This window comes from Nonomuraea sp. GTA35 (assembly GCF_041950525.1).
Lineage (GTDB): Bacteria > Actinomycetota > Actinomycetes > Streptosporangiales > Streptosporangiaceae > Nonomuraea.
Genome location: NZ_JBGNUV010000011.1, coordinates 299,099 through 318,363, shown reverse-complemented (window position 1 = coordinate 318,363; position 19,265 = coordinate 299,099). Strand labels below are relative to the sequence as shown.

The 19,265-nt window shown below is 71.4% G+C and carries 20 protein-coding genes; 13 read left to right on the top strand and 7 right to left on the bottom strand.

The window, feature by feature from the left end:
* The first annotated feature begins 75 nt into the window (after window positions 1-75).
* Both ACBJ32_RS40440 and ACBJ32_RS40435 read left to right on the top strand, forming a co-directional pair.
* Window positions 76-1,296, top strand: coding sequence for a cytochrome P450 (locus tag ACBJ32_RS40440; RefSeq protein WP_375131287.1), 1,221 nt, complete (start codon window positions 76-78; stop codon window positions 1,294-1,296).
* Complete coding sequence (locus ACBJ32_RS40435; RefSeq protein ID WP_375131286.1) at window positions 1,293-2,264, top strand: helix-turn-helix transcriptional regulator; 972 nt, start codon at window positions 1,293-1,295, stop codon at window positions 2,262-2,264. The genes ACBJ32_RS40440 and ACBJ32_RS40435 overlap by 4 nt, the downstream gene beginning before the upstream one ends.
* A gap of 13 nt (window positions 2,265-2,277) precedes the next feature.
* Here the strand turns inward: ACBJ32_RS40435 and ACBJ32_RS40430 are convergent, their stop codons facing one another.
* Window positions 2,278-3,813 (bottom strand): long-chain fatty acid--CoA ligase, encoded by a 1,536-nt coding sequence (locus tag ACBJ32_RS40430; RefSeq protein ID WP_375131285.1) that lies wholly within the window; start codon window positions 3,811-3,813, stop codon window positions 2,278-2,280.
* 63 nt (window positions 3,814-3,876) lie between these two features.
* Between ACBJ32_RS40430 and ACBJ32_RS40425 the strand changes: the two genes are divergently transcribed.
* Window positions 3,877-4,206 (top strand): hypothetical protein, encoded by a 330-nt coding sequence (locus ACBJ32_RS40425; RefSeq protein WP_375131284.1) that lies wholly within the window; start codon window positions 3,877-3,879, stop codon window positions 4,204-4,206.
* Window positions 4,207-4,415: 209 nt separating this feature from the next.
* Here the strand turns inward: ACBJ32_RS40425 and ACBJ32_RS40420 are convergent, their stop codons facing one another.
* Window positions 4,416-5,831: a cellulase family glycosylhydrolase gene (locus tag ACBJ32_RS40420; RefSeq protein ID WP_375131283.1), complete on the bottom strand. Its 1,416-nt coding sequence runs from the start codon at window positions 5,829-5,831 to the stop codon at window positions 4,416-4,418.
* A 363-nt stretch (window positions 5,832-6,194) separates the two neighbouring features.
* Between ACBJ32_RS40420 and ACBJ32_RS40415 the strand changes: the two genes are divergently transcribed.
* Window positions 6,195-6,554, top strand: a complete 360-nt coding sequence (locus ACBJ32_RS40415) for a DUF4158 domain-containing protein (protein WP_375131282.1) — start codon at window positions 6,195-6,197, stop codon at window positions 6,552-6,554.
* Window positions 6,511-7,383: a hypothetical protein gene (locus ACBJ32_RS40410; protein ID WP_375131281.1), complete on the top strand. Its 873-nt coding sequence runs from the start codon at window positions 6,511-6,513 to the stop codon at window positions 7,381-7,383. Before ACBJ32_RS40415 ends, ACBJ32_RS40410 begins: the two co-directional genes overlap by 44 nt.
* A gap of 33 nt (window positions 7,384-7,416) precedes the next feature.
* On the opposite strand, the gene ACBJ32_RS40405 is transcribed toward ACBJ32_RS40410, so the two are convergent.
* A complete protein-coding gene (locus ACBJ32_RS40405; protein ID WP_375131280.1) occupies window positions 7,417-7,656 on the bottom strand; it encodes a hypothetical protein in 240 nt (79 codons plus the stop codon).
* Window positions 7,657-7,949: 293 nt separating this feature from the next.
* Between ACBJ32_RS40405 and ACBJ32_RS40400 the strand changes: the two genes are divergently transcribed.
* From ACBJ32_RS40400 to ACBJ32_RS40385, 4 genes are all read left to right on the top strand, one after another.
* On the top strand, window positions 7,950-8,324 hold the full coding sequence (locus ACBJ32_RS40400; protein ID WP_375131279.1) for a GntR family transcriptional regulator: 375 nt from the start codon (window positions 7,950-7,952) through the stop codon (window positions 8,322-8,324).
* Window positions 8,321-9,226, top strand: a complete 906-nt coding sequence (locus tag ACBJ32_RS40395) for an ABC transporter ATP-binding protein (protein ID WP_375131278.1) — start codon at window positions 8,321-8,323, stop codon at window positions 9,224-9,226. Before ACBJ32_RS40400 ends, ACBJ32_RS40395 begins: the two co-directional genes overlap by 4 nt.
* On the top strand, window positions 9,223-9,918 hold the full coding sequence (locus ACBJ32_RS40390) for a hypothetical protein (RefSeq protein ID WP_375131277.1): 696 nt from the start codon (window positions 9,223-9,225) through the stop codon (window positions 9,916-9,918). The genes ACBJ32_RS40395 and ACBJ32_RS40390 overlap by 4 nt, the downstream gene beginning before the upstream one ends.
* 112 nt (window positions 9,919-10,030) lie before the next feature.
* Entirely contained in the window at window positions 10,031-10,264 is a 234-nt protein-coding gene (locus tag ACBJ32_RS40385; protein WP_375131276.1) for a hypothetical protein, read from the top strand.
* 365 nt (window positions 10,265-10,629) lie between these two features.
* Here the strand turns inward: ACBJ32_RS40385 and ACBJ32_RS40380 are convergent, their stop codons facing one another.
* Window positions 10,630-11,805: a tyrosine-type recombinase/integrase gene (locus tag ACBJ32_RS40380; RefSeq protein ID WP_375131275.1), complete on the bottom strand. Its 1,176-nt coding sequence runs from the start codon at window positions 11,803-11,805 to the stop codon at window positions 10,630-10,632.
* A 148-nt stretch (window positions 11,806-11,953) separates the two neighbouring features.
* On the opposite strand from ACBJ32_RS40380, the gene ACBJ32_RS40375 reads away from it, so the two are divergent.
* The 3 genes from ACBJ32_RS40375 to ACBJ32_RS40365 all read left to right on the top strand — a co-directional run bounded on the left by ACBJ32_RS40375 (window position 11,954) and on the right by ACBJ32_RS40365 (window position 14,897).
* Window positions 11,954-13,876 (top strand): serine/threonine-protein kinase, encoded by a 1,923-nt coding sequence (locus ACBJ32_RS40375; protein WP_375131274.1) that lies wholly within the window; start codon window positions 11,954-11,956, stop codon window positions 13,874-13,876.
* Between the two features lie 80 nt (window positions 13,877-13,956).
* Window positions 13,957-14,514: a GNAT family N-acetyltransferase gene (locus ACBJ32_RS40370; protein ID WP_375131273.1), complete on the top strand. Its 558-nt coding sequence runs from the start codon at window positions 13,957-13,959 to the stop codon at window positions 14,512-14,514.
* Between the two features lie 116 nt (window positions 14,515-14,630).
* Window positions 14,631-14,897: a hypothetical protein gene (locus ACBJ32_RS40365; RefSeq protein WP_375131272.1), complete on the top strand. Its 267-nt coding sequence runs from the start codon at window positions 14,631-14,633 to the stop codon at window positions 14,895-14,897.
* Between the two features lie 83 nt (window positions 14,898-14,980).
* Here ACBJ32_RS40365 and ACBJ32_RS40360 read toward each other — a convergent pair whose 3' ends face one another.
* Both ACBJ32_RS40360 and ACBJ32_RS40355 read right to left on the bottom strand, forming a co-directional pair.
* Window positions 14,981-15,445, bottom strand: a complete 465-nt coding sequence (locus tag ACBJ32_RS40360) for a hypothetical protein (protein WP_375131271.1) — start codon at window positions 15,443-15,445, stop codon at window positions 14,981-14,983.
* Window positions 15,446-15,616: 171 nt separating this feature from the next.
* Window positions 15,617-16,972, bottom strand: coding sequence for a sensor histidine kinase (locus ACBJ32_RS40355; protein WP_375131270.1), 1,356 nt, complete (start codon window positions 16,970-16,972; stop codon window positions 15,617-15,619).
* Between the two features lie 278 nt (window positions 16,973-17,250).
* Between ACBJ32_RS40355 and ACBJ32_RS40350 the strand changes: the two genes are divergently transcribed.
* Entirely contained in the window at window positions 17,251-17,907 is a 657-nt protein-coding gene (locus ACBJ32_RS40350; protein WP_375131269.1) for a TetR/AcrR family transcriptional regulator, read from the top strand.
* Between the two features lie 8 nt (window positions 17,908-17,915).
* On the opposite strand, the gene fdhA is transcribed toward ACBJ32_RS40350, so the two are convergent.
* Window positions 17,916-19,139: a formaldehyde dehydrogenase, glutathione-independent gene (fdhA, locus tag ACBJ32_RS40345; protein ID WP_375131268.1), complete on the bottom strand. Its 1,224-nt coding sequence runs from the start codon at window positions 19,137-19,139 to the stop codon at window positions 17,916-17,918.
* Between the last annotated feature and the right edge of the window lie 126 nt (window positions 19,140-19,265).

Sequence of the window (19,265 nt, the reverse complement as noted above, 5' to 3'; positions counted from 1 at the left end):
CGAGTCCGCGCCCGAGCTTCCGGAACGAGCGCGTCTTTCCCCGGCGGTGAGCCGGGTCAGGAGGAGGAGACCGGCATGGCGGAGGGACAACCCGTGATCAACAGCGTGTTCGATCAGGACTACCTGCATGACCCGCATCTGGTCTACTCCAGGCTGCGCGCGGAAGAGCCGGTGACGCTCACCACCACCCCCCAAGGCGTCCAGGTGTGGCTGGTCACGCGATACGACGACGTCCGGGCGGCGCTGACCGACCCACGCGTCAGCAAGGACTTCCCGGGCAACCCCGGCATGATGAAGGCCAACGAGGTGGCCGGCGGCGACAGCAGTGGCGCGGCGGCCGTCGTTCCCGACAACATGCTCTTCTCGGACCCGCCCAAGCACGAACGGCTGCGCCGCATCGTCGTCAAGACCTTCACCGCGGGGCGCATCCGCGCGTTACGCCCCCGCATCGAGCAGATCAGCTCCGGGCTGCTCGATGCGCTGGGGGACGAGTTCGACCTGCTCAAGGACTATGCGGTACCGCTGCCCGCCATGGTCATCGGCGAACTGCTCGGCATCCCGGAACGCGACTGGCCGCGGATGATCCACCTGTCCGGCATCACCATCGAGGGCTCGGCCCAGGATCCCCAGCAGGTGGTCGCGGCGGTCGAGGAAACGCTCGCCTACCTGCGGGAGCTGTGCGCCGCCAAGCGGGCCGAGCCGGCCGGCGACCTGATCAGCGCGATGGTCCAGATGCACGACGAGGCCGGACGGATGAACGCCACCGAACTGGTCGACACCGCCTGGCTGCTCCTGGTCGCCGGGCACGAGACCACGGTCCATCTGATCAGCAACGGCATGCTGGCGCTGCTGCGCCATCCCGGCCAGCTCGCCCGCCTGCGCGACGACCCGGGCCTGATCCCCGACATGGTCGAGGAGGTGCTGCGCTATGACGGCCCGATCAGCACCTCCACTCTCCGCTTCACCACCGAGCCGGTGACCATCGGGGACGCCGACATCCCGGCGGGGCAGCTCATCCTGGTCTCCCTGCTGGCCGCCAACCGCGATCACGCCCAGTACGAGCGGCCCGACCAGTTCGACGTCACCCGGAAGCCGGCCCAGCATCTGGCCTTCGGCCACGGCATCCACTACTGCCTGGGCGCGCCGCTGGCCCGGGTCGAAGCGGAGATCGCCTTCCGCCATCTGCTGCGCCGCTACCCCGCCCTCGAACTCGCCGTGCCCGAATCGCGGCTAGCCTGGCGGCCCGGGATGCTCATGCACGGTCTCACCTCGCTGCCGGTACGCCTCACGCGATGACCGGGACCGCTCACGCGCCGCGCGGGTGGCGCGGCTGGTGTCTCCTGCGGCCCGGCCTGCTGCTGTACGGCGGCGCGGTCGGCAGCAACGAGCTGCACGCGCACCACGCGGTCCAGCTCATCGTCGCCACCGAGCCTTTCACCATGGCCGACGCCCACGGCGAACGGCTGACCACGCGGATCGCGGTCATCCCGCCCGACACCGGCCACACGGTGCTGGCCGGGGCCGGCGAAGCCCTGCTCGTCCACCTGGATCCGCGCAGTTCACCGGGCCGGTCCCTGCTCGCGCGCTCCGGCACCGGGCCGAGGGCTTCGACCTGGTCGCCGGCCGCCGCGCAGACCGGCGATCTGCCCGTCCACGGCCCTTCCCCGATCGAACCCGGGCCAAAGAGCCCGCCGCCCGAGAATCCGCCGCCCGAGAGCCTGCCGTCGGAGGGCCCGCCACCCGCGAGCCCGCCGCCCGAGAGCCAGCCGCCTGAGGACCCGGCGCCCGAGAGCCCGCCGTCAGAGGGCCGTCGGGGAACGCGGCCGCTCATGTTCGCCGACCCGCCGGCCGGTCACGCGCGCTCGGCCGAGGCGGCGAGCGCGCTGCGGGCCGTCGAGGCGTGGAGCGGCCACAGCGGCGCCGGAGACGTCCTGCTCCACCCGGCGGTGGAGGCGGCGATCGCCGTGATCCCCGCGCTCCTGCCAGCAGGGCCGGTGCGGCTGCGAGCGGTGGCGGACGCGGTCCACCTGTCGCCGAGCCGGCTGGCGCACCTGTTCAGCGCGCACGTGGGGATCCCGCTGCGGCCCTACGTGCGGTGGCTGCGCCTGCGGCGTGCCATCGACCGGGTGGCCGCCGGGGAGACGCTGACGGCGGCCGCGCACGCCGCCGGGTTCACCGACGGCCCGCACTTCACCCGGGCCTTCCGGCGTACCTTCGGGAACGCGCCCTCCGAGCTCGCCGCCGCGATCGACTGGCTGCCCTGACTCCGGCGCGTGACTAACGCAGCTCGCGCTTGAGGATCTTGCCGGTCGCGGTCATCGGGAGGGTCTCACGGAACTCGATGATCCGCGGGTACTTGTAGGCCGCCATGTTCTCCCTGCACCAGGCGACGAGCTCGGCCTCGCTCGCCCGCGCGCCGGGAGAGGGGATCACGTACGCCTTGACCTCCTCGCCGTGCGAGGCGTGGGGCACGCCGACCACCGCCACCAGCGAGACCGCCGGGTGCGTCATCAGCACCTCCTCCACCTCGCGCGGGTAGACGTTGAAGCCGCCCCGGATGATCATGTCCTTCGTGCGGTCGACGATCGCGTAGTAGCCGTCCTCGTCGCGGGTGGCGATGTCACCGGTACGGAACCAGCCGTCCCGCAGAACCTCCTGCGTGGCCTCGGGCCGCCCGTAGTATCCCTTCATGACGTTGTGCCCGCGGATGGCGATCTCGCCCGGCCCCTCGCCCTCGATGACGTTCCCGTCCCCGTCCACCAGCCGCATCTCCACTCCCCAGATGGGGAACCCGATGGTGCCGGGCTTGGTGGGCCGGCTGAGCTGGTTGAAGCAGGCCGCGGGCGACGTCTCCGACAGGCCGTAGCCCTCCAGGATCGGGATGCCGAACGTGGCCTCGAAGTCCTTGAGCACCTCGACCGGGCAGGCGGCCGCCCCCGAAACCGCCACCTGCAGCGTCGTGGGCACCTCCGCCCCGTCCGCGTGGATCTTCGACAGCATCGCCCAGTACATGGTGGGCACCCCGGCGAACATGGTCACCTTCTCCCCGCGCATGAGCTCCAGCGCCTGGCCCGGCTCGAAGCGCGGCAGGAGCACGAGGGTGGCGCGGCGGCGCAGGCTCACGTTCATGACCGAGGTCTGGCCGAAGGAGTGGAAGAGCGGCAGGACGGCGAGAGAGACGTCGCCCTCGGGATCGGTGGGGAACATCGCGTCGCTGACCATGGTGTTGATCAGCATGTTCGCGTGGGTGAGCTCGGCGCCCTTGGGCCGGCCGGTGGTGCCGGAGGTGTAGAGGATGGCCGCGACGTCCTCAGGCCCGGTCCGCACCGTCTCGAACTCCCCCGGCATCCCGTTCAGCGCCGCCCAGAACGACTCGCCGTGCTCCGACTCGGTGGCCAGCGGCGTGGCCGGCAGGACGAAGAAGTGCTCACAACCCTCGACGGCGTCAAACCCCTCCCGCCCGTGCGCCCCCATCGGCAGCTCGTCGGTGCCCTCGAAGCAGAAGAACGCCTTGGCGTCGCTGTCGTCCAGGTGGTAGGTGATCTCGCGCGGCCGCAGCAGCACGTTGAGCGGGACCACGGTCGCCCCCGCCTTGAGGATCCCGAAGTAGACGAAGGGGAAGTAGGGCACGTTCGGGCAGAGCAGCGCCACCTTGTCGCCCTTGCCGATCCCCCGCGCCACCAGCAGGCCGGCCACCTGGTTCGCGACGGAGTCCACCGCGGAGTACGGCAGGCGCAGGTCGCCGAAGACCAGGGCGGTGCGGTCCGGAGCGTTGCGGGCGCTGTCTTCCAGGATGATCGACAGGTTGAGCATCGTGACCCTCTCGTCGGAACGCGTCGTCCGCCCCCAGGATGCTCCGTGGGGTCCCGGCGAGACTTGTACGAACGTGCCGACTCCATCCGGCCGCTGCACGAACGTGCCGACTCCGTCCGGCCGCTGTACGAACGTGCCGACTCCGTCCGGCCGCGACGGTCGCGGGAACGCGCCGCCGATCAGCCGTGGGCGCAGTCGCTGCGCATGGCGCGCATCCCCGCGCCCCTGCGCGGCCGGGGCTCCGCCCTGCTGAGAACGCTCATGCAGGCGACGCCGCCCCTCGGCGCCGTCATCGTCACCCCGTTCCTCGCCGCAGGCGCCCTGGCGCCGCCGGTCCTGATCATGACCCTCATCGCGGCGGCACCCGCGCCGGCCCTGCTGGCCATGGCCTGATCTCCCGCCGGCGAGCTCGGTCACTGGTGGATGCTTCAGCACCCCGCTCGGGAGGCCCGGCCGCGTGCTGTCCGAGTTCTGGAGCGGCCTGTGAGGCCGGCCGCGCGCGGGGCAGTGGCGGGGCAGGCGCGGGGACAGAGAGGGGCGGGCGCCGGGACGGGAGCAGGGGAAGGCGTCACCGGAGCCGCCCTCCCCGCGCCCGGCCCGCGTCAGAAGTCGTCGGCGGTGCGGATCCGGTCACGGATCCAGACCCCGGCCTCCTTGAGGTTGCCCGTCCCGGCGAACGGCCCGTTCGGGCAGGTCCCGGTGGTGAAGACGGCGCCCGTGCGGAAGTCGTCGGAGAAGTTCCAGTTCACCCAGCTGATCTTCTTCTGGGCCAGCAGGTCGAGGTACTGCTGCGACCTGGTGAAGTTGTTGGCTCCGTCACCGGAGGCGCTCTGGGTGCCGAACTCTGTCACGAAGATCGGCAGCCGGTCGGCGGCCCGGGACAGCGTGTTCAGGTACTCGGTGCCGTGCGAGCCCGCGTAGAAGTGGAACGTGTACATGATGTTGGCGGCGTTGACCGGGTTGTTGACGATCTCGGTCTCGTCGCCGCCGCCGGAGACGCCGAGCGACGACCACGCCCGGGTGCCGACCAGGACGGGGGCGTCGGGGTCGTACTGCCGGATCACCGGGATGAGCTGGTGCGCGTAGTCGCGGATGACGGACCACGTGACCGCGTCGCCGTTCGGCTCGTTGGCGATCTCGTACAGGACGTTCTTCTTGCCGTTGTGCCGCTGGGCGATCTCCGTGAAGAACGTCCTGGCCCGGCTGAGGTTGTACATCGGGTCACCCGGGGTGAGCATGTGCCAGTCCACGATCGCGTACATGCCCCGGGCGGTGGCCATCTCGATCAGGGAGTGCACGCGGTCGGTGAACAGCCGGGGGTTGGTCTCGTAGCCGCCCTCCTGGATGTACATCGAGATGCGCAGGACGTCGGCCTTCCAGTCGCCTGCCAGCGCGTCGAGCGACGCGGTGTTGAGGCACTGGTTGTACCACTGGATGCCGTGGCTGCTCATGCCGCGCAGCTGGATCTGCTTGCCGTTCTCGTTGCAGAGCTTGATGCCGCACACGCGCAACTGCCCGTTCGCCTGCACGGGAGTGCCACTGCCTCCGCCGCCGGCGGGGGTTCCGTAGACCTCCAGCTCCCACAGGGAGTAGCCGTAGGGGGTGCCGCGCTGCGTGCCGTACACGCGGACGTACCGGCCGGTGCCGGTGACGGTGAGGTCGTCGACCGCTCCGTCGCCGGCGGTGGTGGAGTGGACGTCGCTCCAGGTGGAGCCGTCGGGCGAGGTCTGCACCCGGTACGCCGTGGCGTGGGCGGCCTCCCACGTCAGCCGCACCCGCGAGACGTTGTACGCGGAGCCGAGGTCCACCCGGATCCACTGCGGGTCCACCCCTTCGGCGCTGGCCCAGCGCGTGGACGTGCTGCCGTCCACCGCCTTGCCCGGCTCCAGGCCGGCGGCCTCGACCGAGGAGGCCGTCACGGCCTTGCCCTGCGACACCAGGGGGTCGGCCGCCGCCTGCCGCGCGCCGGCCGCGCTCGCGCCGGACGGCACCGCCAGCGGCAGCGCCAGCGCGGCCACGATCGTTAAGATCCTCGCTACTGCACTTCGCCTCACGTACGACTCCGATTCTTCGGGGGGACAGGCAGGGGCGGATCGGCGGGAAGGCCGTCTCGGCTTCACCCGGTTAGGAAGGTTTCTTAACTTGCGGCGCAGCCTAAATTGACATCGCGCCTTACACAAGACCCAAGTTCCAGAAAGGTCACGGCCGCCTCTCCTGGCGGTCCAGGGCCCGCGGACGCGGCCGGCCGCCGTCGCGCCGGGTGTGTCCTCGGCGGAGGCCCGTCTTGGGGTGCCGGTAAGAAACGTGTCATGAGCCCCAAACGGCGTTGATCTTGCTGTGACTTGCCTGGTCAATGCTGGGCGGTCGTGAAACACCCCCCGATGCACATCGACGAGTTGGTCGAGCACTGGACGATCCTGGATGAAGAGCGCGACCTGATCGCCGGAAAGCGCGATGCCACGCGACTCGGCTTCGCGATCTTGCTGAAGTGCTACACGCAGCACGGCAGGTTCCCGCGCGGCCGTTCAGAGCTGCCGGAAGACGTGGTTGATCACGTGGCCAAGCACGTCCGGGTTCCTGCCTCGGAGCTCGGCTTTTATGAGTGGTCCGGCTCCACGATCGAGTGCCACCGCAGTCAGATCCGTACCGCACCTGGGCTTTCGCACCTGCACGACCGAGGACGCAACGAAGCTGGCGGTGTGGCTGGCCGAGGAGGTCGCGCACGCCGAGCGGCGGCCTGAACGGGTTCAGGAGGAGTTGCTCAAGCATCTGCGCGAGGAGCGGATCGAACCGCCGGCGCCTGGACGGATCTCCCGGATCGTGGCCTCGGCCCTGCACAACGCGGAGGTCGCCCGGTCGGTGCGGATCGCCTCCCGGTTGAGTCCCGAGACCACGCAGCGGATCTACGCGCTGGTCGGCATCGAAGATGCGAGCCGCGCGGTGAACGAGGGGGCCGGTGACCGTCAGGAACCTATGGTTGAGGCACCCGCCGAGGACGATGACGACATCGACTCCGGCCTCCTGACGTTGATCAAGTCCGCGCCGGGCAACGTGAGCCTGGAGTCGATGATGACCGAGATCCGCAAGCTGGCGGCGGCACGCTCGATCGAGCTGCCGCCCGGATTGTTCGCCGACGTGGCGCCCAAGGTGCTGGCCGCCTGGCGGGCCCGGGCGGCGGTGGAAGCGCCCTCCCACATGCGCACGCATCCGCGCGAGCTGACGGTGCTGCTGCTGGCGGCGCTGGTCTGCGAGCGGGAGCGGGAGATCACCGACGCGCTGGTGGAACTGCTGATCGCCACCGTGCACCGGATCAAGGCGTGGGCCGACAGCAAGGTGACCAAGGAGCTGATCAACGCGTTCAAGCGGGTGACCGGCAAGGAGAACATCCTGTTCAAGGTCGCCGACGCCGCGCTCGGCCAGTCCGACGATTCGGTCCGCCAGGTCATCTTCCCGGCTGTCAGCGGCGGCGAGCAGACGCTGCGGGATCTGGTGCACGAGTCCCGGGAGAGGACAGTATCCACATTCTGTCTGGCCGAGACCGTTCCGAAGATCGAAAAGTACGCCAAATAGCGATCCCAGAATCACGCCATGGAGCGATGCAAGTCACAGATGATGATCGCCGCGATCGTGGCCATGACAGCCAGGCTCTAACGCCCTGTCCCGCTCATCGGCACGGTGATCCCGCTGATCGGCGGTGCGGTCCCGGGCATCCGCCGCCCGGTCCCGTGCGTCGGCATCGTCCTCACGCTCGGTCAGCTTCAGCTCCGACTCGCGGACCAGGCGCACGCGCTCCACGAGGGCGCGGTCCCGCGGACGGTGCTGTCGCTCGTCCTGGTCGGCCACCGTTCCTCGTGTCGGTGTCGGTGTCGGTGTCGGTGTCGGTGTCGGTGCCGGTGTCTGCGTCCGCTCTGCCCCAGGTGCGCACTGCGCCGCCAGCCGTACGGCCCGATCACACCGTCCGCTGCGTCGAGACGACGCCGCCCACGCATCCCCGGCTGCCTTTTCCTGAGCGGGAAACGGGTCCCGGCGCCGCCGTCGGCTGAGGTCGCGGGACGCCCGGGCGGCTTGACAGCCGCGACGCAAGGTTGCATGGTTAGTTACACATGTAGCTAACCAGTTGGGCGGCCAAGCCAGCGATGGACCACGACCGACCGATCTTCCTTCAGATCGCCGAGCTGATCGAGAACTCGATCATCGACGGGTCGCTGGTGGAGGAGGCCCAGGTCCCGTCCACCAACGAGCTTGCCGCCTTTCACCGGATCAACCCGGCCACCGCGGCCAAGGGCGTCAACCAGCTCGTGTCGGAGGGAACGCTCTACAAGCGACGCGGCATCGGCATGTTCGTCGCCGGTGGCGCCCGGGCCAGGCTGCGCGAGCGGCGACGGGAACGGTTCACCGAACAGTACGTGGAACCCCTGCTCGCCGAGGCCCGCAAGCTCGGCATCGGCCACGACGAGCTGATGAAGATGATCGATTCATTCGGTGCGGTTGTCGGGAGGGACCTGGGATGACAGCGGTAGCAACCGCACACGGGGTGACCAAGCGCTTTGGTGACGTCACGGCGCTCGACGACGTGAGCTTCGCGCTGGCCGAGCACACGATCTACGGCCTGCTCGGGCGCAACGGGGCGGGCAAGACCACCCTGATGCAGATCCTCACCGGGCAGGCGTTCGCGTCGTCGGGGAACGTGTCGGTCTTCGACGCGCCACCGGTGGAGAACCCGGCCGTCCTGTCGAAGGTCTGTTTCGTCCGGGAGAGCCAGCGCTACCCCCACGTCTACACCGTGCGCCACGTCTTTCACACCGCACGCCGGCTGTTTGCGAACTGGGACGACACGTTCGCGCACGGCCTCGCCGCGGACTTCCAGTTACCGGCCGGGCGGCTGGTCCGCAGGCTCTCGCGGGGCATGCTGTCGGCCCTCGGCGTGACCGTCGGGCTGGCCGCGCGGGCGCCCCTGACGTTCTTCGACGAGCCGTACCTCGGGCTCGACCCGGCCGCCCGGCAGCTTTTCTACGACCGCCTGCTCGCCGACTACGCCGGGCATCCCCGCACCGTGGTGCTGTCCACTCACCTCATCGACGAGGTGAGCGACCTGGTCGAGCGGGTGCTGCTCATCGACCGCGGCCGGCTGCTGCTCGATGAGGACGCCGACGACCTGCGCGGGCGGGCGGTGGCGGCCACCGGACGGGCGGAGGCCGTGGACGGGTTCGCCGCCGGACGCACCGAGTTGCACCGCGAGCGGTTGAGCGGCCTGGTCCGGTCGACCATCCTCGGTGGGCTCGGACCGCACGCGAAGGCGCTCGCGCAGGCGCTGGACGTCGAGCTGGAGCCGCTGTCGTTGCAGCAACTCGTGGTCCGCCTGACCGTACCGCCGACGACCACGGCGCCGGCGGACCGGGAGGCCGCCCGATGAACCGCATCCGTCAGGTGGTCCGTCTCCAGATGCCGGCCTGGCCGCAGATCCTTGGATGGACGTGGAGCATGGTGGCCGTCGCGTTCGGCATCAACCTGTTGAGCGTCATGGCGAACTACGACCCGGGCGACGGTGTGACGACCACCGGCGGCCTGGTCAGCCTGTGCGGCGTCGCGATCGCGATGGCCACCGTCTCGGTCACCCAGATCTTCCCGTACGCGCTGGGCATGAGCGTGACCCGCCGGGAGTTCTACCTGGCCTGGTCGCTGCTCGCGGTCGTCCAGTCGGTGCTCTACGCGCTGGTGCTCTGCCTGCTGCGCGCTATGGAACAGGCCACCGGCTACTGGGGGTGGGGGATGCGCTTCTTCGCCCTGCCGTTCATGGATGACGCCAACCCGGTGCTGCTCCTGCTCGGGTACGCGGTACCCATGCTGGTCGTGACCCACCTCGGGATCCTGCTCGGCACGGTGTACCTGCACTGGGGCACCACCGGCGTCCTCGCCGGCCTCACCCTGGCGTTCACAGCGCTCGGGCTGGCCGCCGCGCTGATCACGTGGACCCGGCAATGGCACGCGATCGGCCGCTGGTTTCTCGACCAGTCCCCCACGGCGCTGCTCGCCGGCTGGCCGGTCCTGGTGGCCGCCGCGTTCGCGGTCGGCGGGTACGGGCTCATCCGCCGTGCCACGGCGTAGGCGCGGCGGGCACTCGGCCGCTCCGGACACCGGACAACGCGAACGCCAACATCCGCCGTGATGGGCCGCCAGATTGTCAGCCCTGTCCGCCCCCGTCCTTGGGAGAAATGCAATGACGAGCAACAACACGCCCCCGCCCGCCGAAGGTCTCGGGATCTGGGAAAATCTCGGGATCTGGATCGCATTTGGCGCTGCCTTCGGCCTCCTCGTCGGCGTCGTCGTCGGGGGTTTTTTCGACAACCTCGCTTACGGTGTCGCGCTGGGTTCGTCCATCGGTCCGGGCCTGGGCATAGCCGCCTGGGCCGTCTTCATCGCGCCGCGAAGGAATGCCCGCCGCGACTCCTGAACCGTCGAACCCGAGTATCGGCTACGGGGTCATAGGCGCCACCGGGAAGTCCAGGAAGCAACGCAACGGCGCTGGCGATGGTGGCCGCGTCAGATGATCGCGCCCCGGCGGGCCGAGATCTGGTGGCGGTTGAGTTGGATCAGCAGCCGGCCACCACCATGGCGATGTGGTATCGGTACAGCTTGGTCGAACCGACGCCAGGCCAAGCGGTGTTCCATACTCGGCTCACACTCAGCGTCATCGACGCAGCCGGCGGTCCAGGCGCTCCCGGCGTCGCGGCTGCCGTCAAGCACTCGCCGACCGGATCGTCGACTGGGCGGATGGCTACGCTGCCCGTCGTGTCGAGGTGCGACCAGGTCTCGCGGTCATAGGTCTTCGACGTAGTCGGCGGCGATGTCGTCGGGTGGGTTGGTGTACAGGCGCAGGTAGCGGTCGTTGGCGTGGCCGAGGCGGCGCTCGAGTTCGGCGCGGTTGTGGCCGGAGGCCTGCGACAGGCCGTAGGCGAAAGTATGCCGGGCGTCGTGCGGGCGCAGGGTGCCGAGCTTGCGGTCGGGGTCGGGCATCTGCGCGTCGTGCAGGCGGCCGATCTCGCCGACGATGGTGTTGATGGAGCGGGCCGAGAGGCGGCCGTCGGGGCGACGGGCGGCGATGGAGGCGGCCGACAGCAGCAGCGCGGCCGGGCCGGCGCTGGCGGCGGCGTCGCCGGGCCGCTCCTGGTCGAGGTAGTCGGCCAGCGCCTGGCGGGCGTCGCGGCCCAGGAACACGGTGCGGCTGGTGCGGCCCTTGCCGCGCACGCCGACAAGGCGCGCCTTCTTGGCCTGGCGCAGCCGCTCGGGGGCGGCCGGCTCCAGCTGGTCCAGGTCCAGGCCGACCAGCTCGGCGCGGCGCAGCCCGGTGCCGAACAGCAGGTAGATGATGGCCCGGTCCCGCAGCGGGCGAGCGTGGGCGTGCACCCGGGGCGTGGCGGCGCCGCGGTGACGGCGGCCCTTGAGCTCGTGGAAGGTCTCGATCCGGTCCACGACGTTCTTGACGGTGCGCACCTGGGCGGCGGCCAGCGCTCGCGGCTGCGGGGCAGGCAGTGGTAGCAGGGGGACTTTCCTGGTCGGGTCGCCGTGGCGCAGCAGCCCTTCGGGGGCGTGCGCGGTGATCCAGGTGAACAGCGCTGACAGGTGCGCGAGGTGGTTGTTGACGGTCGCTGGCGCCATCGGCGCGGGCATGTTGTCGCGGCCGCGGTTGCCGGCGGCGGCCAGGTGGTCGCGCCAGGCTGTGATCTCGCGCGGGGTGACGGCCGAGAGCCGGTCGTGCCCGAGGCCGCCGGTGATCCAGGCGCCGAAGCGCTCCAGGTGCCGGGAGATCTTGGCGGTGACCTCAGCTGAGCGGACTCCGCGCACGGCGAGATCGAGGTAGCGCTCCGTCCAGACTGGGAGGCTGTCGTCGGCCGGATCGAGGCGTTCGGGAAGCCCGGCCACCTTTCGTGAAGTGATTTCGGCGTGATCCTGCCCGGCGAGCAGGGACGCCGAGCTGGGGGTGGAGGACAGCATGCGGCCACATTACTTCACGGAAGGGCCATTTCCTGAAGAGAATCGGCCAAGCGCGAGCTTGGGCCAGCAGCTCGTTTGGGGCTCATGACACGTTTCTTACCGGCACCCCGTCTTGTACGGTTCACCTGTGGAGCCGGGTGCGGGAGCCGTGACGTCCGATCCGCGCCCGCTGGCCGAGGGCGATCCCCGGCGGATCTCGGGCTACCGGCTGACCGGCGTGCTGGGGTCCGGCGGCCAGGGCGTGGTCTACCTGGGCCGGACGCCGCAGGGGCAGCCGGTGGCCGTCAAGACGCTGCACGCCCGTCTGGCCGGCGACGCCGAGGCCCAGGAGCGCTTCCTGCGTGAGGCCGCGATCGCCGCGAGGGTGGCGGCGTTCTGCACCGCGCGCGTGCTGGACGCGGGCATCGAGGACGGGCGGCCGTACCTGGTCAGCGAGTACGTCCCGGGCCCGTCCCTGGAAGGTCTCGTGGCGCGCGACGGGCCGCGCGCCGGCGGCGGCCTGGACCGGTTGGCGATCACCACGTTGACGGCGCTGCAGGCGATCCACCGGGCCGGCGTCGTGCACCGGGACCTCAAGCCGAGCAACGTGATCATGGGGCCGGAGGGGCCGGTGGTCATCGACTTCGGCATCGCTCGCCTGCTCGAACAGTCCACCACGGGCTCCGGCCTGGTCGGCACCCCGGCCTACCTGTCGCCCGAGCTGCTGAACGGCGACCCCGCCGACGTCGCCTCGGACGTGTTCGCCTGGGCCGCCACCATGGTCTACGCCGCCACCGGGCACCGGGCCTTCCCCGGCGCGGTCACGGCGGTGGTCCTCAACGCGATCATGACCCGCGACCCCGACCTGGCGGGCGTGCCCGGCCGCCTGCGCCCGCTGCTGGCCGCCTGCCTGGCCAAGGACCCCGGCTCCCGGCCCGCCGTCGCCGACCTGCTCACCACCCTCACCCAGGAACGGTCGCTGCCCGGCCCCCGGGTGGATCCGCGGCGCCGCCGCCTGGTGCGGGTGCTCGCGGCGGGCGCCGCCGTCGCCGCGGTCCCCGCGGTGTACGGGCTGGCGAGCCTCTTTTCCTCCGGCGCCGGGGTCCCGTTCGGGAACCTGGTGCGCGAGCCGGTCGCGGGCCGGCAGAAGTGGGTCCTGTCGGTGGCGCTGACCCGGCTGAACGGTCGCCCGGTCGTGGTCAGCGGCGGCTACGACGGCACCGTCGCCGTGGCGGACCTGGCCACCGGCGCTCCCGTGGGCGCGGCGCTGCGGGGTCACCGCGGTCCGGTCTGGTCGGTGGCGACAAGCCTGTTACCCGGCGGTCCCGTGGCGGTCTCCGGCGGCCTCGACGGCACCGTGCGCCTGTGGGACCTGACGAGCGGCACGCCGCTCCTCGAACCGTTCACGGGGCACCGGGGCTCGGTGGAGTCGGTGGCCACGGGCCTGTCACCCGGCGGCCCCGTGGCGGTCTCCGGCGGCCTCGACGGCACCGTACGCGCGTGGGACCTGACGACCGGCGCCCTCGCCGGCGAACCCGCCGAGGGCCACGCGTCCTGGGTGCTGGCGGTCGCCGTGGGGCAGCTCGGCGACCGCCTTGTCGTGGTCTCCGGCGGCCACGACGGCACCGTCCTCGTCTCCGACCTGGTCACCGGCGCCACGGTGGCCGCACGTGCCCGGGCCCACCGCGGCCCGGTGGAGTCGGCGGCGGTCGGGCGGCTCGGCGACCGCCCCGTGGCGATCTCCGGCGGCGGCGACGGCGACCACACGGTGCGGGTCTGGGACCTGGCCGGCGCGGCGCCGATCGGCGAGCCGCTGGCCGGGCACCGGAGCTGGGCCCTGGGCCTGGCGGCGGGCGAGCTGCCCGGCGGCCGAGCCGTGGCGGTGTCCGGCGGCTACAGGGACGGGACGGTGCGCGTCTGGGACCTCGCCGCGGGAACGCAGCTCGGCGGCCCCTTCCTCGGTCACCGGGGCCTGATCGAGTCGGTGGCGGTCGGGCTGCTGGACGGCCGCCCGGTGGCGGTGTCCGGCGGCGACGACGGCAAGCTGCGGGTGTGGAGCCTGCAAGCTCCGTACCCGCCTGCTACGGGCTGACCGCGTCGCCAGGTTCCCTGGCCGGCGCGGCGGAAGCACCACAGGCATGGGAGCCCCCGGTGTTCTATGATCATGCGCTTATGAGCCCATCGCGCACGCTGTCCGCCACGGAAGTCCTCTCGGAACGGCTCCTGCTTCGCATGGTGCGCGATGCCGACCGGGAAGGATTCATCGAGCTCATGACCGATCCCGAGGTGCAGGCGTACCTCGGTGGCCCCCGGCCGCGCAGCGACGTCGAGAAGCACTTCGACACGGTCATGACCGCCGGCGCCTCCAGGCCCGGCAACTTCGTCATCGCGGACGGCACGACGGGCCGCTTCCTCGGCACGCTGATGCTCGGCCGCCGGTCGAACGATCACACCGGGCACGTCACCGAGGACGGCGAGGAACTGGAGCTGGGCTATGTGCTGCGGCGCGGCGCATGGGGCGCGGGGTACGCCTTCGAGGCCGCGACGGCCGCGCTGCGCGCCGCGGCCGTCGAGCTCCCCGACCAGCCGGTCCTGCTCGTGACCCAGAGCGCGAACGAACGATCCCTGGCGCTCGCCGCCCGCCTCGGCTTCCGCCCTGTCGGCACGTTCGAGGAGTGGGGCGCCGAGCAGACCCTGTGCACGGCTCCCCTGTCCACGTTCCGCGTCTGATCCGGGGGTCCGGCGCGGTCAGTGGGCGTCCGGTCTGGGGATGGGATGCCGGCGGCGCGGAGCTTGGCCTCGACGAGCGCGACCCCCCGGGCCCCGGCCGATCCCTGCTCCTCGCCGTGCAGGGCGAGGAGCTTGTACCGGGTCCCGGCCTCGGTGCGGGCGCGCATACCGGTCACGATCTTCAGATGCGCCGGATGGGCGAGGAAGTGCCCGACCAGGCCGGTGGCCGAGCCCAGCGCGATGCCGCCGTGGACGGCGATCTTGCGCGGCTCGCCGGCGGCGCCTGCGGCGGCCATCAGCGACACGGCGCCGTACGCGGCGGTGCGCAGGATGCTCTTGTCCTGGCCGGGAAGGGTGATCGTCATGGTGGGTCGATCCTTTGATCAGCGGTGTCCGGGGCGGCGTCGCGCCGAGCTTCCACCCTGGTCCAAGGTCAACCTCAACCGTGATCCGGCTCACAGCGCGGTCAGGTGGGCTCCCCCAGCTGTTCGGCCAGCCGCTCCAGGCCACCCCTGATGAGCTGCCCGTACTCGTCGTCGCCGAGCGCGCCGATCGTGGCCCGCGCCTGCTGGAGGTGCTCACGGGCGCGGGCGAGATCGCCCAGCTTGCGGTAGCACTCGCTCACGTTGAGGTGCAACGACGGGTACAGGCCGGCCACGGAGAGCGTCACCCCGGCCTGGGCCACCTGCTCGTCGGTGACCAGATCGGCGGCGGCGAGCGCCCGCAGATCCCACGTCAGCTCCTGGTGCGCGTCGTCCTGCACGTCCGCCATCGCGTGGGCGAGGACGCACACGTGCAGCGGATCGCCCTGCTCGCCGCCGATGTCGTCCCAGATCTGCGCGAACACGTCGCGAGCAGCTTCACGCCGGCCCTGGTGGTGGTGTAATTCCACCCCGTGGCCGATCCGGAGGATCGTCGGATCGGTGATCATGAGCGGCTCCTTCCCCGGCACGGCGACCGCACGCCCGGCCTGCTTGCCTGACGCGGTTCGCCGGCCTCGGTTTCCGATCAGCTGGTTCGCTTGGCAACCCTAGATGACCATCGTGGTGCCCGCGACGGCGATCAGGCGCGGGTGAGGAGCGGTCGGTGCGTGCGGGGATGGTCAGTGCCCGGGGCCGCCGCTGACGAGCGGCAGCCACAGGACGAACCTGGCCCCGCGCGGCGAGTCCTCGGCCGTGAGGGTGCCGTGGTGGGAGTGCGCGATGTCGCGGGAGATGGCCAGGCCGAGCCCGCTGCCTCCGGGGTCGCGGCGGCGGCCGTCGTCGAGGCGGACGAACCGTTCGAAGACGCGTTCCCGGTGGGCGGGCGGGATGCCCGGCCCGTCGTCGGTCACGGTGACCGCGACCCCGTCATCGGCCGGTCCGACGCTGACCTCGACGGCGGACTCGGCGTGCCGCCGAGCGTTGGCCAGGAGGTTGGCGAGCACGCGGACCAGTTGCATGCGCGAGCCGCGGATCTCCAGCCCGCGGGGCGCGTGGACGCGGACCGGGACGGAGCCCGGCTGCGCGTTCACCTCGGCGGCGACGAGCTCGCCGAGATCGATGCGCTCGGGAGGCGACGGGTCGGCGGCCCGCAGGCGGGCGAGCAGCAGCAGGTCGTCGACGATCGCCTCCAGCCGGCCGGCCGTGGCCAGCGCGCTGCGCAGCGCCTCGCGGGGATCGACGTCCCCGGGATAGAGCAGCGCCTCCTCCAGTTGCGTGCGCAGCCCGGCGATCGGGGTGCGCAGCTCGTGGCTGGTCGTGGAGGCGAACTGGCGCAACTGCTCCACCGCGCCCTCCAGCTGGCTGAGCGTGTGGTTGGCGGTGGCGGCCAGCCGGGTGATCTCGTCGTTGCCCCTCGGCACCGGGACGCGCAGGCTCAGGTCGCTCACCGTGATCTGCGAGATCCTGGCCCTGATCGCCTCGACGGGCCGCAGCGCGCGCCCCACCAGCACCCACGCGGTCCAGGCCGCGATGCCGGTGAACACGGCGGTCCCGGCCGCGACGGCGTACTCCAGATCGTGCGTGGCCAGCAGGTCCGGCTCCGGGATGCCGGCGTACACGACGCTCGCGTCCGGCGCCGGGGACAGGCGGATGGCCTGGAGCAGGATGCACCTGCCGTGCGGCGGGCACTCGGTGCGCGGCTGGAAGCGCGCGTCCGGCGGCGGTCGCAGGGTGCTGAGCGGCACGGTCGCCGAGGCCTCCCGGCTGGATTTCACGACCCGATGACGGGCGTCCACGACCTGGATGAGATCCACGGGCGGGTTGGCCGGGATCGGGTGCGGCACGTAACCGTCGCGGGCGATCGGGCTCCACTGGCTCGCCACCCGTTCGGCCTGGCGGAAGGCGTCGGACTGGACCCGCCAGCGGATCGCGAGGTCCACGGTCGCGCCGAGCACCACCAGCACGCACATCGCGAACAGGGCCGCGATCAGCGTGCACCGGGCCCGGACCGAACCCGGGCGGGCGAGGGGCGGCATGTCGTCTCCGTACGGCCGCAGGCGCCGGGCCGGGGCCTGCGGCGTCACGACGGCCACTCGTCGGCCGGCCGGCGCGGCCGCTCGCCGGGGGCGGTGCCGTCGAGCCAGGACACCCTCGCCATGGCCGACTCCGCGAGTGGGTCTGTGCTGCTCATGACCGAGTTCTCCCCTTAAGGTTGCGTTACAGTTATTGCTCGTACGTAACCCTCTGCCTGTCGTCTCTCCTTCTGTTACAGTTACGAGCTGTAACGTAACCGGGGCATCCTGCGAGGTGGGCGATGGGCCGCACCCGGCCGGCACGCGGCGAAGCGGAGGCCGGGCGCGCCGGCGCCGGTGGCCGCCCACGCGACGCGGCCATCGACGAGGCCATCATCCTGGCCACCCGCAAGCTGCTCGCCCGCGACGGCTACTCCAGGATGACGATCGGCGACATCGTCGCCGAGGCCGAGGTGACCCGGCCCACCCTCTACCGCCGCTGGAAGAACAAGTTCGACCTGGTGGTGGACGCGCTCGACCACGGCTTCCGCCAGCAGCGCGACATGTACGCCGCCGACCTGTCCGCGCTGGCGCCCCGCGAGGCGCTGGTCGAGGCCGTCCGGCGGCTCGACCCCGCCTTCTTCGACCCCGGCGCCATGATCCTCATGGGCGACTTCGCCGGCGAGGCGTCCCGCACCCCGGAGCTGCTGGAGATCCTGCGCCAGCACGCCGTCGAGCCCCGCGTCGCGCTGGTGGAGCAGGTCCTGGAGCGCCTGCGCGAGCGCGGGGCGGTCAACGCCGGCCTCGACGTCCGGACGATCGCGTTGCTCTGCTTCGGCAGCTACTTCGCCGCGTTCTACGCCGGCGAGCCCAAGCAGGAGATCCACGAACGGGTCGTGGCGGTGCTGTGGCCGGCCATCGCCACCGGAGCCGGCCCGGCCCCCGTTCACCCGGCCTGATCCATCGGTCAGGGCGTTCGGGGCAGCAGGCCGTGCGGATCGAGCACGTACTTGCGTGCCGCGCCCTCGTCGAACTCCCGGTATCCCCGCGGCGCCTCGTCCAGGGAGATCGGCGTGGCGTTGACGGCCTTGGCGATCTGCACCCGGTCGTGCAGGATCGCCTGCATGAGCTGCCTGTTGTAGCGCATGACGGGGCACTGGCCGGTGGCGAAAGCGTGCGACTTCGCCCAGCCGAGGCCGATGCGGATGGACAGCGAGCCGTGCTTGGCGGCCTCGTCGGAGGCGCCCGGGTCGCCCGTCACGTACAGGCCGGGGATGCCGATCGCGCCGCCCGCCCTGGTGACGTCCATGAGCGCGTTGAGCACGGTGGCGGGGCGCTCCACCTCCGCCTCGCGGCCGTGCCCGCGGGCCTCGAAGCCGACCGCGTCCACGGCGCAGTCGACCTCCGGCTCGCCCAGGATCTGCTCGATCTGGTCCTTCGGATCGCCGAGCGCGACGTTGACCGTCTCGCAGCCGAAGCTGCGCGCCTGGTCCAGGCGCTCCTTGTTGAGGTCGGCGACGATGACGACGGCGGCCCCCAGCAGGAACGCCGAGGCGGCCGCGGCGAGCCCCACCGGGCCGGCGCCGGCGATGTAGACGGTCGATCCCGGCCCGACGCCCGCGGTCACGCAGCCGTGGAAACCGGTGGGGAAGATGTCCGCGAGCATGGCCAGGTCGAGGATCTTCTCCATCGCCCGGTCCTTGTCCCGGAACTTCAGCAGGTTCCAGTCGGCGTACGGCACCAGCACGTACCCGGCCTGGCCGCCGATCCAGCCGCCCATGTCGACGTACCCGTACGCCGAGCCGGGCCGGTCCGGGTTGACGTGCTCGCAGATCCCGGTCTTGCCCTCCTTGCAGTTGCGGCACCGGCCGCAGGAGATGTTGAACGGCACGGACACCAGGTCGCCGGTCTTGACGAACTCCACGCCGGGACCGGTCTCGACGACCTCACCGGTGATCTCGTGGCCGAGGACGAGCCCCTGGGGCGCGGTGGTCCGGCCGCGGACCATGTGCTGGTCGCTGCCGCAGATGTTGGTCGCGACCGTCTTGAGTATCGCGGCGTGCGGCAGCTTGCGCCCGACGTTGGCCGGGTTCACCCCTGGGCCGTCCCTGAGCTCGAATCCGGGGTAGTCGATCTCGTGAACCTCGACCTTGCCCGGGCCTTCGTACACGACTCCCTTGTTGCCAGGCATGTGGTGATCTCTTTCTCGAGCGGAAGCGATGGACGTACGGTGCGCTGCACGGGCTCGGAGATCACCTCCCTTCCGGAGGGGCGGGGGACATCGGCTAGCGTTTTGTCCCCAATATCCGAATATATC

Bases quoted from the DNA above. Each gene is read 5' to 3' on its own strand.
- ACBJ32_RS40440 (WP_375131287.1), top strand. From the start codon at position 76: ATGGCGGAGGGACAACCCGTGATCAACAGCGTGTTCGATCAGGACTAC.
- ACBJ32_RS40435 (WP_375131286.1), top strand. From the start codon at position 1,293: ATGACCGGGACCGCTCACGCGCCGCGCGGGTGGCGCGGCTGGTGTCTC.
- ACBJ32_RS40430 (WP_375131285.1), bottom strand. From the start codon at position 3,813: ATGCTCAACCTGTCGATCATCCTGGAAGACAGCGCCCGCAACGCTCCG.
- ACBJ32_RS40415 (WP_375131282.1), top strand. From the start codon at position 6,195: ATGCACATCGACGAGTTGGTCGAGCACTGGACGATCCTGGATGAAGAG.
- ACBJ32_RS40400 (WP_375131279.1), top strand. From the start codon at position 7,950: ATGGACCACGACCGACCGATCTTCCTTCAGATCGCCGAGCTGATCGAG.
- ACBJ32_RS40395 (WP_375131278.1), top strand. From the start codon at position 8,321: ATGACAGCGGTAGCAACCGCACACGGGGTGACCAAGCGCTTTGGTGAC.
- ACBJ32_RS40390 (WP_375131277.1), top strand. From the start codon at position 9,223: ATGAACCGCATCCGTCAGGTGGTCCGTCTCCAGATGCCGGCCTGGCCG.
- ACBJ32_RS40385 (WP_375131276.1), top strand. From the start codon at position 10,031: ATGACGAGCAACAACACGCCCCCGCCCGCCGAAGGTCTCGGGATCTGG.
- ACBJ32_RS40380 (WP_375131275.1), bottom strand. From the start codon at position 11,805: ATGCTGTCCTCCACCCCCAGCTCGGCGTCCCTGCTCGCCGGGCAGGAT.
- ACBJ32_RS40370 (WP_375131273.1), top strand. From the start codon at position 13,957: ATGAGCCCATCGCGCACGCTGTCCGCCACGGAAGTCCTCTCGGAACGG.
- ACBJ32_RS40360 (WP_375131271.1), bottom strand. From the start codon at position 15,445: ATGATCACCGATCCGACGATCCTCCGGATCGGCCACGGGGTGGAATTA.
- ACBJ32_RS40355 (WP_375131270.1), bottom strand. From the start codon at position 16,972: ATGCCGCCCCTCGCCCGCCCGGGTTCGGTCCGGGCCCGGTGCACGCTG.
- ACBJ32_RS40350 (WP_375131269.1), top strand. From the start codon at position 17,251: ATGGGCCGCACCCGGCCGGCACGCGGCGAAGCGGAGGCCGGGCGCGCC.
- fdhA (WP_375131268.1), bottom strand. From the start codon at position 19,139: ATGCCTGGCAACAAGGGAGTCGTGTACGAAGGCCCGGGCAAGGTCGAG.